The 13,830-nt window shown below is 65.0% G+C and carries 11 protein-coding genes, 4 tRNA genes and 1 riboswitch; of the genes, 2 read left to right on the top strand and 13 right to left on the bottom strand.

What is annotated here, in order from left to right; genetic code table 11:
• Positions 1–22 precede the first annotated feature (22 nt).
• From B5G12_RS07965 to B5G12_RS14350, 7 genes are all read right to left on the bottom strand, one after another.
• Positions 23–1,714, bottom strand: coding sequence for a M3 family oligoendopeptidase (locus tag B5G12_RS07965; RefSeq protein ID WP_087324538.1), 1,692 nt, complete (start codon positions 1,712–1,714; stop codon positions 23–25).
• A gap of 118 nt (positions 1,715–1,832) precedes the next feature.
• Positions 1,833–2,231, bottom strand: a complete 399-nt coding sequence (locus B5G12_RS07960) for a hypothetical protein (RefSeq protein ID WP_144064120.1) — start codon at positions 2,229–2,231, stop codon at positions 1,833–1,835.
• Positions 2,232–2,541: 310 nt separating this feature from the next.
• Positions 2,542–3,930, bottom strand: a complete 1,389-nt coding sequence (locus B5G12_RS07955; RefSeq protein ID WP_087324536.1) for a Sapep family Mn(2+)-dependent dipeptidase — start codon at positions 3,928–3,930, stop codon at positions 2,542–2,544.
• 125 nt (positions 3,931–4,055) lie between these two features.
• Positions 4,056–5,471: an MATE family efflux transporter gene (locus B5G12_RS07950; protein ID WP_087324535.1), complete on the bottom strand. Its 1,416-nt coding sequence runs from the start codon at positions 5,469–5,471 to the stop codon at positions 4,056–4,058.
• A gap of 23 nt (positions 5,472–5,494) precedes the next feature.
• Positions 5,495–6,247 carry an exodeoxyribonuclease III gene (locus tag B5G12_RS07945; RefSeq protein WP_087324534.1) on the bottom strand — a complete coding sequence of 251 codons (753 nt, stop codon included), beginning with the start codon at positions 6,245–6,247 and terminating at the stop codon, positions 5,495–5,497.
• Positions 6,248–6,272: 25 nt separating this feature from the next.
• Complete coding sequence (locus B5G12_RS07940) at positions 6,273–7,652, bottom strand: MATE family efflux transporter (protein WP_087324533.1); 1,380 nt, start codon at positions 7,650–7,652, stop codon at positions 6,273–6,275.
• An 11-nt stretch (positions 7,653–7,663) separates the two neighbouring features.
• The gene (locus B5G12_RS14350) at positions 7,664–8,014 is read right to left on the bottom strand and encodes a hypothetical protein (protein WP_144064119.1); all 351 of its coding nucleotides are present in this window, start codon (positions 8,012–8,014) and stop codon (positions 7,664–7,666) included.
• 252 nt (positions 8,015–8,266) lie between these two features.
• Positions 8,267–8,367, top strand: a riboswitch (THF riboswitch).
• A 148-nt stretch (positions 8,368–8,515) separates the two neighbouring features.
• On the opposite strand from B5G12_RS14350, the gene B5G12_RS07935 reads away from it, so the two are divergent.
• A complete protein-coding gene (locus B5G12_RS07935) occupies positions 8,516–9,058 on the top strand; it encodes a folate family ECF transporter S component (RefSeq protein WP_242955971.1) in 543 nt (180 codons plus the stop codon).
• A complete protein-coding gene (locus tag B5G12_RS07930; RefSeq protein WP_087324531.1) occupies positions 9,055–10,332 on the top strand; it encodes a bifunctional folylpolyglutamate synthase/dihydrofolate synthase in 1,278 nt (425 codons plus the stop codon). Before B5G12_RS07935 ends, B5G12_RS07930 begins: the two co-directional genes overlap by 4 nt.
• 51 nt (positions 10,333–10,383) lie before the next feature.
• On the opposite strand, the gene B5G12_RS07925 is transcribed toward B5G12_RS07930, so the two are convergent.
• The 6 genes from B5G12_RS07925 to B5G12_RS07900 form a co-directional block, all read right to left on the bottom strand.
• A complete protein-coding gene (locus B5G12_RS07925; protein WP_087324530.1) occupies positions 10,384–11,112 on the bottom strand; it encodes an acyl-[acyl-carrier-protein] thioesterase in 729 nt (242 codons plus the stop codon).
• A gap of 16 nt (positions 11,113–11,128) precedes the next feature.
• On the bottom strand, positions 11,129–13,192 hold the full coding sequence (gene recG, locus B5G12_RS07920) for an ATP-dependent DNA helicase RecG (protein WP_087324529.1): 2,064 nt from the start codon (positions 13,190–13,192) through the stop codon (positions 11,129–11,131).
• Between the two features lie 173 nt (positions 13,193–13,365).
• Positions 13,366–13,440: transfer RNA gene (locus B5G12_RS07915), tRNA-Cys, on the bottom strand.
• 27 nt (positions 13,441–13,467) lie between these two features.
• A tRNA-Gly gene (locus B5G12_RS07910) sits at positions 13,468–13,543 on the bottom strand.
• Between the two features lie 62 nt (positions 13,544–13,605).
• Positions 13,606–13,682, bottom strand: a tRNA-Asp gene (locus B5G12_RS07905).
• Between the two features lie 29 nt (positions 13,683–13,711).
• Positions 13,712–13,787 (bottom strand) — tRNA-Gly (locus B5G12_RS07900).
• Between the last annotated feature and the right edge of the window lie 43 nt (positions 13,788–13,830).

Below are 13,830 nucleotides of genomic sequence, written 5' to 3'. Positions count from 1 at the left end.
GCGGGGGGCTTCTTTGTGCTGGTTAGACCTGGTGCCGGCGGATCCACTCGGCCACCGGCTGGGCGATGGCCTTGACGCTGCCCGGCTCAAAGGGGGTGCGCAAGCCGGCGGTGGCGCACAGCTCGGTGTAGCTGGCGGTGCCGCCGCGGCGGCACAGTTTGAGATACCGCTGCCAGGCGTCGGCATGGTCGGCCTCGCTGAGCAGGAAGAACTGCAGGGCCGCCATGGTGGACAGGCAGTAGTCGATATAATAGAAGGGGCACTCGTAGATGTGCAGCTGCCGCTGCCAGCCCGCGCCCCGGCCGTAGAAGGGCAGGCCGTCGAAATCGATCCAGGGGCGGTATTTCTTTTCCAGGCGCAGCCATACGTCGTTGCGCTGGTCCGGCGTCAGGTTGGGGTGCTGGTACATGATGTGCTGGAACTCGTCCACCTCGCAGCCATAGGAAAGGAAGATCAGGCTCTCCTCGGCGTGGGTCAGGGCGTATTTGGGGGTGTCGGCCCCGAACAGCAGCGAATGCCAGGGCGCAGTGAGGAACTCCATGGCCATCGAGTGGATCTCGGCGCTCTCCATGCTGGGGCATTTCAGATCCTCGGGAATGGACGCATCCCGGGCGGCGATATAGCCCTCAAAGGCGTGGCCGGCCTCGTGGGTCAGCACGTCCACATCCCCGGCGGTGTCGTTCCAGTTGGCAAAGATAAAGGGTGCTTTGTAGTCGGGCAGGATGGTCATATAGCCGCCGTTGGCCTTGCCCGGGCGGCTGAGCACGTCGAACAGCTCGTTGTCCTGCATAAAGTCGATGAATGCGGCGGTCTCGCTGCTCAGCTCGTGGTACATGGTGCGGGCGGCGTCCATCCGCACCTGATACCCCTTCACCGGCACCGGGTTGCCGTCGGGGAAGGCCACGTTCAAGTCGGCAAAGGTGGGGTGCTGGATGCCGGCCCGCTGGGCCCGGCGGGCCACCACCTCGGCCAGCAGGGGCACCACGTCCTGCGCCACCTGGTCCCGGAAGGCGCGGATCTCCTCGGGGCCGTAGCCGATGCGGTTCATCCGGGCGTAGGACAGCTGGCTGTAGTCGGCGTAGCCCAGGACGGCAGCCTGCTGATTGAGGTTTTGGACGGTGCGCTCGTACAGCTCGTCGAACTCGACGCGGTGTGCGTCAAAGTAGCCCGCTTCGGCCTCAAAGGCGGCGCGGCGGACCGAGGCGTCCAGGCTCTGCTTGTAGGGGCCCAGCTGGGGGATGGTCAGCTCTTTGCCGTCCAGCTGCACCAGGGCGCCGCCGTACAGACGCTGGTACAGGCTGGAGATGGTGTTGGCCTCCTGCTGCAGGGCGGTGACCCGGCTGTCCACCGACAGCACCGCGTTGCGCATACCGGGCACACAGGTGGAGCCGTAGGCCCGGGTCAGGGCGTCCAGATGGGGGTTGGCCAGGATGGCCCGGTAGATCTCGGTGACGGCGTTGGAGACGGCGGGGCTGTTGGTGTCGAAAAAGTCCTGCTCGGCCTGCCAATAAGGGTCCCGGGTGTCGCAGGTGTAGTGGATATTGGCCAGGTTGGCGGCCGTGGAAAAGCCCGCCAGGGCGGCGCTTTGGTCGTAGTACAGCTTGACCAGGGCATCGCCGGTGGAGGCGGCTGCGGCGTCAGCGGCAAACCGGGCGCACTGGGCCAGGATGGCATCGATGTCGGGGCGTGCATAGGGCATTTCGCTGAACTTCATAGGGTGTGATTCTCCTTCCTATCTGCAATAGGATTCCTGATAATAGCTCTAGCATACCACGGAACTGTGAAAAAGGGAAGGGAAAACAAAAAGCCCCCGCCGAAGTGGGGACCGGAAGTTACAGGGTGCTCAGAATATACTGGATCTCGGGAGGTAAGGTGTGGTGCCAAGTCAACGCGACGGCATAATACGAGCCGTCGAAGGTTTCGACCATGGCAATGCAGCCCTCGTCCTGCTTGCCCGGAAGGCTGACCAGGACCCGCTGGGCCATTTGCCGGGCGGCTTCTTCGGGGCTCAGATGGCTGTCGGCAGTATAAATGCCGAGCTGACCGCCCTCCAGCCTATCTGCCAGTCTTTCGTCGTCATAAATAGCGTTCATCAGCTTGCCGGGACTGGTGGTAACGTTCAGGGTGTCTTTCAGGGAGCGGGCCAGGTCCTGGTCGGCAGAGAACACGACAGAGACTGTGTTCCCCTGGGCCTCGTTGACAGCCTTGGCGGCCAGCTCAGAGTGGTCCACTCCGCCGCAGCCTGACAGAATCAACACCGCAACGGCAGCAGATAACAGGAGTGATGTGTATTTTTTGACGTTCATACGTTTGACTCCATGCGCAAAGTAGAATTTCAGCCGGAGGTTTGGCGGGGTATACAATTCCGGACGGACAATTTTGTGTGGTACACAACGATTTTTTGTTGCGAAGTATACGACTTTGTGTTATAATTTTTGCAAAGAATGGATGGTTTGGGCCGATTTTAAAACGTATACTTTTTCAAACATAAAGAGGCGGGACCCCAAAGGGTCCCGCCTCTTTTCCACTCTATAAGATTCCTCAGAAATCGATCTCCTCCAGACGCAGCAGGGCCAGCACATAGATCTTGACCGACTGCAGCAGGGCGTCCACCGGGGCGGACTCATTGGCGCCGTGCATGGGGCCGCCAAAGCTGGGCAGGACCATGTCATGGCTCTCGGGACCGAAACTGACCGCATAGGGGAAGTGGCGGGCATAGGTGCCGCCGCCCATGGTGAAGGGCTTCTCGTTTTTGCCGGTCACCTCGTTGTAGGTGTCGATGCAGGCCCGGATGGCAGGGGTGTCCGCCTCGATATAGAAGGGGTCGGCGGCGTCCACGTCCTCCAGGGAGGCGCCGGTTCCGATGGCGGCCCGGATGGCGGCTGCAAGGACGTCTCCGTTGGTGGAGGTGGGGTAGCGGCTGTCCATGGTCTGCACCATGCGGCCCTCCTGCATATACATCCGCCCGCCAATGATGGTCAGGGGACCGAAGGGACCGTCGGAGGTGGCAATGCCCAGGCCCTCGCCGGCGGTGGAGCTGTGCAGCTTGTGCAAAACCTCCAGATAGCTGCGCTCGGCCTCGTTGCACAGGCCGTTGGCCAGCAGATAATCCGCCACCAGGCCGATGGCGTTCACGGTGCCCTCGGGGCTGGCTGCGTGGCCCGACTTGCCCCAGCCGCGCACGCGGACGCAGCCGTTCTCGGGTTCCAGGGTGATGTTGGGGGCGTTTTTCAGCCCCGCCATGTCGGCCTGCACCAGGGCGCTGGCCCGGTCGGGGACGGCGTTGTTGGCCACGCCGCCCTCAAAGGCCAGGATCTTGCCATGGCACACCGGGCTGACCAGCTTGCCGTGGAAGTGGCCCTTCTCGCCGTTGCAGACGGGGAACTCGGCGTCGGGGGTGAAGCAGAATACCGGGGCCGGGTTGTGGGCCAGATAGTATTCCACATCCTCCATCCCGGTCTCCTCGTTGGTGCCGGCCAGGGCGCGGATGGGGTAGCGCAGCGGCACCCCCAGCTCCTTGAGGCACTTGAGGGTGTACAGGGTGGCGACCATGGGGCCCTTGTCATCCAGCACGCCCCGGCCCAGGATCCATTCGTCCTGCCGGCGCATGGCAAAGGGGTCCCCGGACCAGCCTTCGCCGGCCGGCACCACGTCCACATGGCAGATGGTGGCCAGATACTTGCCGGCTTCCCGGCCGGGCAGCTCGGCATAACCGATGTAGCCTTCGCAGTTGTGGGTGTCCAGGCCCAGCCGGCCGGCCAGCTCCAGGGTCTTGTCCAGGGCAGCCCGGGCACCCGGGCCGAAGGGCGCGCCCTCGGCGGGAGCGGCCTCCACACTGTTGATGGCGACCAAAGCCCCGATGTCCTTGAGCATCTGTTCCTTGTTGGCCTCCAGGAAGGCATCTATCTTCTGGTCCAGTATCTGATCCATAGTATCATTTTCCTTTCCTTCAAAGTCTGTCAAAACGCAGCAAGGCGGGGCCGCCGTCTGGGACGGCCGCCCCGCCTTAGCATACCCATTCTAACACATTTTGCAGCCCAATGCTAGGTGCAATCTTACTGCGCCGTCCGGGGACTGTCCTTCAGCTTTTTCCACTCGATGACAAAGAACAGGATGGTGCAGGTGGAGGCCGACACGATGTCGCTGATGGGTTCGGCCAGATACAGGCCCAGCAGCTGGCTCAGGCCCAGAGCGCCGAACACCCGCGGGATGACCAGCGACAGGGGCAAAAGCAGGATCACCTTGCGCAGCAGGGCGATGAACATACTGATCCGGGCCTCGCCCAGACCCAGGAAGGTCTGCTGGCAGGCCAGCTGCGCGCCCATGAAGAAGTAGCCCAGCATGTAGATGCGCAAAGGCGCGGTGCCCAGGGCGATCAGGCCGGCGTCGCTGGAGAACAGGCCCAGGAACAGCTGGGGCGCGATCTCAACGGCGCCCACCACCACCGTGGTGACCCCCATCGAGACGGCCAGCATGATCTTGAAGGCCTGCCGCACACGGGCCAGCTTCTGGGCGCCGAAGTTGAAGCCCACCACCGGCTGCGCGCCCTGGCAGAAGCCCTGCACCGGCAGGTTGGCGATCTGGGCCACCGAGAACAGGATGCTCATGATGGCCACGGCGCTGTCGCCGCCGTAGGTGGCCGCGCCGGTGTTGAAGGCCAGCTGGATGACGCACTCGGTGGCGGTCATCAGGAAAGGCGAGACGCCCAGGGACAGCACAAGGGCCAGGGTCTTGCCGTCGGGGGCGAGGTTTGCCTTGCGGATCCGCAGGACGCTGCGCTTGCCGGTGAAAAAGGCCAGCACCCATACGGCGCTGATGGCCTGGCTGAGGATGGTGGCGATGGCCGCGCCCTGCACCCCCATGTTGAACCCGAAGATGAACACCGGGTCCAGGATGATGTTGCTGATGGCGCCGATGCAGGTGGTGGCCATGCTGGTCTTGGCAAAGCCCTGGTTGGTGATAAAGGGGGTCATGCCCAGGGTGAACTGCACGAAGAGGGTACCCAGCAGGTAGATGCGCAGGTAGGATATGGCATAGGGCAGGGTGTTCTCACTGGCGCCGAAGGCCATCAGGATGGGCTCGCCAAAGATGGTGAACACCACGCTGAGCAGGACCGACAGGACCACTAGCAGGGTGATGCAGTTGCCCAGGATCTTTTCGGCGGTCTTGTAGTCTCCGCGGCCCATGGCCACCGAGGCCCGGGGCGCGCCGCCCATGCCGATCAGGTTGGAGAATGCGGTGATCAGCACGATGATGGGGTAGGTGACGCCCAGGCCGGCCAGAGCCAGACTGCCCGTGCCGGGGATGTGGCCCACATAGATGCGGTCCACGATGTTGTACAGCATATTCACCAGCTGTGCCAGGGCGGTGGGCAGGGCCAGACTGAAGATCAGCGGCACCAGCGGCGCTGTGCCCAGCCTTTGGTCCACCGACGCGGCAGCTTTGGCCGCCGCGGATTGATGTTCTTCCATGATCGATACGCTCCCTTCTTCTTTTACAGGTCGATCACAAGTTCCACAGGGCAGTGGTCGGAGCCCAGGATCTCATTGTGGATCCCGGCCGCCTGCACCCGGTCTGCGATCCGCCGGGAAACTAAAAAATAATCGATGCGCCAGCCGGCGTTCCGCGCCCGCGCACGGAAGCGGTAGCTCCACCAGCTGTACTTGACCTCGTCGGGGTGCAGCATCCGGAAGCTGTCCGCAAAGCCCGCATCCAGCAGCCGGGTCATGGCCTCCCGCTCCTCGTCGGTGAAGCCGGCGCTGCGGCGGTTGGAGGCGGGGTTCTTGATGTCGATCTCCTGGTGGGCCACGTTCAGGTCCCCGCACAGGATCACCGGCTTTTTGGCGTCCAGGTCCAGCAGGTACTGCCGGAACATCGCCTCCCACTCCATCCGGTAATCCAGCCGTTTCAGCTCCTCCTGGCTGTTGGGGGTGTAGCAGTTGACCAGATAGAACCCGGGATATTCGAGGGTGATCACCCGGCCCTCCTGGTCGTGCTCGGGCCGGCCCACCCCCATGGTCACCTGCAGCGGCTTGACGCGGCAGTAGCAGGCCGTGCCCGAATATCCCTTGCGCTGGGCCGAACAGAAATACTCCTCATACCCCTCGGGGTGGAAATCGGCCTGGCCGGGCTGCATCTTGGTCTCCTGCAAACAGAACACGTCTGCATCCAGGGCGGCAAAGCTCTCGGCAAAGCCGTGGGACAGGCAGGCCCGCAGGCCGTTGACATTCCAGCTGACTAGCTTCATAGCGGCAGTTTTCCTTCCTTGCATCTCATTCGGTGTATTTGGTCTTCCACACCCCGCTGGTGAACCGCCACACAAAGCAGATGGAGCGGCAGACCCAGTCCACCACCATGGCGATCCAGACGCCCACGGCGCCGTAGCCCATCTGGACGCCCAGCAGGTAGCTGAAACCGATCCGCCACACCGCCATGCTCAGCACCGATACGGTCATGGTGAACTTGACGTCGTTGCCGGCCCGCAGGGCGTTGGGCAGCACGAACGCGATGGGCCACAGCAGGATGCCGCAGCCGCAGTGGATGCGCACCAGCAGGATGGCCAGATCCATGGTCTCGCCCGACAGCGCATAGATGCCCACCAGAGGCCCTACCAGCAGCAGGATGGCCCCGTTGAACAGGCCCATGGTGATATACGTCCACTTGAGCAGCTTTTTGGCGTAGGCGGTGGCCTGTTCTTCCTCCCGGGCGCCGATGCACCGGCCCACCACCGTGATCATGGCCAGGCTGATGGCCTGCCCCGGGATGCAGCCCATGCCGTCCAGGTTGTTGGCCACCGCATTGGCGGCGATCTGCACCGTGCCGAACAAGGAGATCATGCTCACCACCAGGATGCGCCCCGCCTGGAACAGGCTGTTCTCAAAGGCGGAGGGGATGCCGATGCCCAGAATGCGCCGGGCCAGCGCCCCGTCCAGCCGGAAGGTGATGCGGGCCTGGACGGTGTTGGTCCTGCGGCCGCAAGCGGCCAGGATCAGCACGGCGGCCAGCGCGCGGCTGATGACGGTGGGCCAGGCCACGCCCTCCACATACATATCCAGCCCAAAGATGCACACCGCGTTGCCGATGATGTTGACGATGTTCATCAGCAGGCTGACCTGCATCGAGATCTTGGAGTTGCCCATGCTGCGGAAGATGGCCGCCCCGGCGTTGTACAGCGCCAGGAAGGGATAGCTGAGGGCGGTCACCTGCAAATAGCGCACCCCGGCGTCCAGCACGTCCGCCTCGATGGTGCCGTAGAACAGCCGCAGCATGGGCCGGGCCAGCGCAAAGCAGAACAGCCCCAGACCCAGGCCCAGCAGCAGGCTGAGCAGGATCAGCTGGCCGGCGCTCTTGTCGGTCTCCTTTTTGCGCACCGCCCCCAGGTACTGGCTGACCACCACCGCGCCGCCGGTGGCCAGCGCCGCCAGCAGGTTGATGACAAGGTTGTTGATCATGTCCACCAGGCTGACGCCCGAGATGGCCGCCTCGCCGCAGCGCGACACCATCATGGTGTCCGCCATGCCCACGGTGGTGGCCAGCAGCTGCTCCACCAGCAGCGGACCGATCAGCCGCAGCAGCTCGTGATTGGTAAAGATAGGCCCATGGGGGCCGTTTTTCAAAATACTGGGGCTGCGCGCCCCTGCCGCATGTTCCATTGGACTCTCTCTCATCTCTGCCGCCCGCCCGGGACCGGGCAGGCAAAATTCTGGTATACTTTATAATGATAGCATACCCCCACCGGATTGTAAAGCGCGACGCGGCCTGCGGGCGATTGTTCCGGGCTGGACAAGTTCGGCATTTGTTGCAGGAAACGGCCGGTATATTTGTGCGCTTTCACGAAAATACGTTTTGACGCTGTTTCAAACCGTTTTTTCTTCAAAAAGCTCTTGCAATCCGGCGCAAAAAGTGGTATGTTGTATCCCAGCGGAACAGGGCTTGGATACATCTTTGCCCGGATGCCGGGGCTGCCTGCACAGTCCCGGAGGCGCTCCGCGCAGATCATTGCTATTTTCTTCATTTACCTTCTTATCATTTACCCTGCCTGCCCGCAAGGGCGAAAGCGGCGGCCCAACCTGCACGGGCCGTCGTTTTTTGTTGGGGGTGCTCGTCGCTTTCTACAAAAACAGGAAAAATATTTTGGGAAAGCTGTCGGGTTCTCTGCTTGCAGGGCGGAGCAAATAGGAGTATAATACAACCCAGACAGGCATCCGCCTGCCACCCGCCCCGGCAGGGCGGGCGCCGGTTAGCAGCCGGCGCAGACGTAAAGATCAACAGAGTAAGGCTGTGCGCGTTAAGTGCCGCATCAACGGGGAGTTGTGCTGCGGACGAAGGCGAAGTTTTCCCGCGGTGCACAGCCTGCATCCCGCTGCTGCATGGACTTGGGCGCGGGCCGCAGGGATGTCCCGCGGCCCGGGTGTGAAGGCTGCCGGATTTCACGGCCCTCCTTTGTGCGGTTTTCGCATGGGGGAGGGCTGTTTTTTTGTGCCCTCCCCGCCGGATTCAGAATGAGGAGGCGTTTATGATGAATCCCAACCGTTCCCACTCCCTTCGCACCCTGACCTTCTGCGCGCTGCTGGTGGCCATGAGCATCGTGTTCAGCCGGGTGCTCAGCATCTCCACCGGTTTTCTGCGCTTCAACCTGGGCAGCCTGCCCGTGGTGCTGGCCGCGGTCCTGTTCGGGCCGGGGGCCGGCTTTGCGGTGGGCGCCCTGGCCGACGCCATCGGCGGGGTGCTGGCAGGCTATGCCATCAACCCCCTCATCACCCTGGGCGCCGGGGCGGTGGGTTTCTTTGCCGGATGGGGCTGGCGGCATCTGCCCGCCCGCCGCGAGAACGTCCGCCTGGCCGGCGGCATCCTGCTGGGCCACATGGTGGGCTCGATGGTCCTCAACTCGCTGGCCCTGCGGCTGTTCTACGGCTATGCCTGGGCGGTGCTGGCCGCCCGCATCCCCAACGCGCTGATCCTGGCAGGGGCCGAGTTCGTACTGGTGCGGATCCTGCTGGAAAACCACGCCCTGATGGCCGCGGCCCGGGGCAGCCACACCGGGAGGCGTTCGCAATGACCTATCAGGAAGCTCTGGACTACATCCACGCGGTCCACTGGCAGGGCCACCGTCCCGGCCTGGAGCGCATCCGCACCCTCTGCGGCCTGCTGGGCGATCCCCAGAAAGACCTGCGCTTTGTGCACGTGGCGGGCACCAACGGCAAGGGCAGCACCGCCGCCATGCTGGACAGCTGCCTGCGTCAGGCAGGCTATAAGGTGGGGCTGTTCACCTCGCCCTATATCCTCCGGTTCAATGAGCGGATCCAGGTGGACGGCGCGCCCATCCCCGACCGGGACCTGGTGGATCTGGTAGAGCAGGTGCAGCCGGCCGCCGCGGCCATGGCCGACGTGCCCACCGAGTTCGAGCTGATCACCGCCCTGGGCCTGCTCTATTTTGCCCGGACCCGGTGCGACATCGTGGTGCTGGAGGTGGGGCTGGGGGGCGCGCTGGATTCCACCAACGTCATCGACCCGCCCGAATGCGCCGTCATCACCGCCCTGGGGATGGACCACGTCAGGGAGCTGGGCCCCACCCTGGCCGACATCGCGGCGGCCAAGGCGGGCATCATCAAGCCGGGCAGCCCGGTGGTCAGCTATGGGGGCCAGCCCGAGGCCGACCGGGTGATCGCGGCCGCAGCCGCCGCCCGGGGCGCGCCCCTGACGGTGGTGGACTTCTCCCGGCTGCACCCGGTCAGCGCCAGCCTGGAGGGCCAGACCTTTGATTTTGACGGTCTGGACGGCCTTTCCCTGCCCCTGCTGGGCAGCTACCAGCCCAACAATGCCGCTGTGGCCATCACGGCCCTGCGGGCGCTGCGGGCCCGCGGCTGGGATATCCCCGACAGCGCCATCCGGCAGGGGCTGGCCCGGGTGCGCTGGCCCGGCCGGTTCGAGCTGCTGCGGCGCGACCCGCCCTTTATCCTGGACGGCAGCCACAACGCCCACGGCATGAGAGCCACAGCGGACAGCCTGCGCCGGCAGTTCCCGGGACAGAAGTTCGTCTTTATCACCAGCATCATGGCGGACAAGGATTCGGATGAAATGCTGCGTCTGCTGCTGCCCCTGGCCAGGTCCTTTGTGACGGTGACCGCTCCCAGCCCCCGGGCCATCCCGGCCCAGGAGCTGGCCGGACGCATCTGCGCTTTGGGCGGGCAGGCCCGGCCGGCCAGCTCCATCCCGCAGGCGGTGGCCCTGGCTGACACTCTGGCCGCAGGGGGGCCGGTGGCTGCCCTGGGCACCCTGTATTTCTCAGGGGAGGTGCGCCAGGCCGTCTGCCCCGGCAGCGGAACCAAATAAAAAAAGCGGAGCCCTTCGCGGAGTTCCGCTTTTTTTGTTCGGGGGAGGCGTTCACAGCGGGGCCAGCTGTTCGTTGATGGCCACCACGGCGCATACCTCGTTCTGGCGGACAAAGGAGGCCGCCCAGCCGCCGTCCTTGGGGGCGGAACAGAGCGTCAGCTCGTCCCCCAGCTGCAAAGGGCTGCGGTAGGAGATGCGAAAACTGTGCACCCCGCCGCTGCGCACCTGCTGGGGGGCGGCGTCCAGAGCCAGGGAGAGATAGGCGGTGTTGTGCATATGGCCGTTGTAGTCCATGTCGCTGCGGCGCAGCTGGACGGGCTGCCGGTCGGTGTAGCCGGCAGGGGGACGCAGCCGGGGCAGCCGGTCGCTGAAAGCGGTGGTCTGCTCGGGCTGGTAGGCGGCCAGACGCTCGGGGGTGGGCAGGCAGGGCTTGCCGGTGCTGCGCTGGACCAGAGCCAGCCTGGCCTGGCCCCGGGCCAGGACCTCCCCCTCCCGGGTGCGCAGCAGCATCTCACGGGTGGCCAGCCGGGGATTGACGCACAGCCAGGTGCTGGCCTGGAAGGACTCGTCGTAGGCGGGGGCGCGCAGCACGGCGGCCCGCCAGTTGGTGATGACCCAGGACATACCGTTCTGCAGACTGTCCGCCATGGGGGAGTAGCCCACCGTGTTGGCGTGGCGGACCGCCGTATTTTCAAAGATGGAGAGGAGGGCCGGCGGGGTCAGCAGGCCGTTCTGGTCGAAATCCTCGACCCGGGTGGTGACAGGGATGGTGAAGATCATGGACTTGGCTCCTTTATCAGTTCATGGGTCCGGCGCGGTCGAACATGCGGGCCACCTGGTCCGCCAGAAGCCGGTGCTGGGGCTGGTCCAGCAGGGGGTCGGCGGACAGGATGGCGGCGGCTTCGCTCTGGGCGGCGTGGAGGGGGCGGGTGTTGGCGGCGAGGTCGGCGATCTGCAGCGTGGGCAGACCGTGCTGGCGGCTGCCGAAAAAGTCGCCGGGGCCGCGGGTCTCCAGGTCGTACTGGGCTACCGCAAAGCCGTCGGTGGTGGAACAGAGGAACCGCAGCCGATTCTGGACGGCGGGGGCGGTGTTGTCGCTGACCAGGAAGCACCAGCTCTCGGCTGCGCCCCGGCCCACCCGGCCCCGCAGCTGGTGCAAAGCGGACAGGCCGTAGCGCTCGGCGTTCTCGATCACCATGACGGTGGCGTTGGGCACATCCACCCCCACCTCGATGACGGTGGTGGAGACCAGGGCGTCCAGCCGCCCGGCCCGGAAGTCCTCCATGACGGCGGCCTTCTCTTTGGGTTTCAGCTTGCCGTGCATCAGGCCCACCCGGCGGTCGGGCAGCAGGGCCTTGGCGGTCTGCTCATAATAGGTCTTGACCGGGGCCAGCCCTCCGTCGGGGCCTTCCTCGATGGCGGGGCAGACGATGTACACCTGACGCCCGGCGCCGATCTCCCGGTCCAGAAAACCGTACAGGTCCCGGCGGCGTGCCCCGCCCATCACCCGGGTCTTGACCGGGGTGCGGCCGGGGGGCAGCTCGTCCAGGATGGAGATATCCAGATCGCCGTAGATCAAAAGCCCCAGGGTGCGGGGAATGGGGGTGGCGCTCATGACCAGCAGGTGAGGGGAGGCGCCTTTCTCGGCCAGGGCGCCCCGCTGGCGCACCCCGAAGCGGTGCTGCTCGTCGATGACGGCCAGGCCCAGCCGGGCAAATTCCACTCCCTCGGACAGGATGGCATGGGTGCCCACCACCAGGTCTGCCTCTCCGGCGCGGATGGCCGCCAGGGTGGTGCGGCGGGCGGCGGCTTTCAGCCCGCCGGTCAGCAGGGCCACCCGTATGCCGAAGGGGGCCAGCAGCCGGTTGAGGGTCTCGGCGTGCTGCTGGGCCAGCAGTTCGGTGGGGGCCAGCAGCGCCCCCTGATACCCTGCGCCCACGGCGGCCCAGAGGGCGGCCGCGGCCACCAGGGTCTTGCCGCTGCCCACGTCCCCCTGCAGCAGGCGGTTCATCGAGCGGGGTCCGGCCATGTCCTCCAGGATCTGGTCCACCGCACGGCGCTGGGCCCCGGTGGGCGCAAAGGGCAGGCTGGCCCAGAAGGGGGCGGGGTCGGCCCGGCGCATGGGCGCGCCGGTGGAGGCGGAACCCCGGTTTTTCAGCAGGCCCATCCCCAGCTGCAGCACCAGCAGTTCCTCAAAGATCAGGCGGCGGCGCGCCTCCTGGGCGGCCTGGGGGGTGGCAGGGGTATGGATGTCCCGCACGGCCTGGGCCTTGGAAGGCAGGCGGTATTTTTGCAGCAGGGCAGGGGGCAGAGGGTCTCCCAGCAGCTCGGCGTGGGGCAGCAGCTGGGCCACGCACCGGCCGATGGCGCCGCTGTTCAGTCCGTCGGTCTGGGGATAGACCGGGATGAGCGGCACGGCCGATACCTGTGCGGCGGTGCGGACCTGGGGGTTGACCATCTGGCGGCGCAGCAGCCCGCCGGCTACCACCCCCTGAAAATAGTATTCCTGGCCGATCTCCAGCTTCTGGATGGTGTAGGGATTATTGAACCAGGTCAGCTCGAGGGTGGCCACGTCATCCCCGGCCGTGGCCTTTTCCACCCGGCGTCCCCCTGCGGCGTAGCGGCCCCCCTGCTTTGCCAGCAGCTGGGCCCGGACCACGCACTCCACCCCGACCGGGGCTTCGGCCGGGGGGTAGGGGTGGGTGAAATCCAGATAGCGCCGCGGATAGTGCTGCAAAAGGTCGGCCAGGGTGCGGATGCCCAGCTTTTCGAACCGCTGGGCCAGCTTGGGCCCCACCCCCTTGAGGTATTGTACGGGGGTGTCCGGGGTCAGGGTGGTTCGGTTTTCGGTTTCTGGCACAGGCACGCCTCCTTTCGCGGTCTATTGTAGCACTGAACGGCCCAATGGGCAAGAAAGGGGGACGATCCGACACAAAAAGCCGCCTGCTTGGCCGGCGGCGCGAAAGTTCCCCCTGGAGCATGCCGGTTTCCGGCACGCAAAAAAAGGCCCCCGTGCAGAGCACGAGGGCTTTTTGGAGGTGGCGACCAGATTTGAACTGGTGAATGAAGGTTTTGCAGACCTTTGCCTTACCACTTGGCCACGCCACCGTATGAAGGGCGGTGAACGCCCCTGTTTGGAGCGGCCGACGAGGCTCGAACTCGCTACCTCCACCTTGGCAAGGTGGCGCTCTACCAGATGAGCTACGGCCGCATAGCGACGCATTTGTCCCTGCGTCCATCCTGCGTAGGATGCCCCGTGACGGGGTAGGATGTTGGCGACCCGGATCGGGCTCGAACCGACGACCCCCAGCGTGACAGGCTGGTGCTCTAACCAACTGAGCTACCGGGCCAAAATAAGGAGTGACGCTTGCCACTCCCATGGAGCGGCCGACGAGGCTCGAACTCGCTACCTCCACCTTGGCAAGGTGGCGCTCTACCAGATGAGCTACGGCCGCATATGGTGCCTCCGATCGGAATCGAACCAATGACACGGGGATT

This window comes from Faecalibacterium sp. An58 (assembly GCF_002161515.1).
GTDB lineage: Bacteria > Bacillota > Clostridia > Oscillospirales > Ruminococcaceae > Faecalibacterium > Faecalibacterium avium.
The sequence above is the reverse complement of the archived record's forward strand: the minus strand, read 5'-3'. Positions and strand labels throughout refer to the sequence as shown.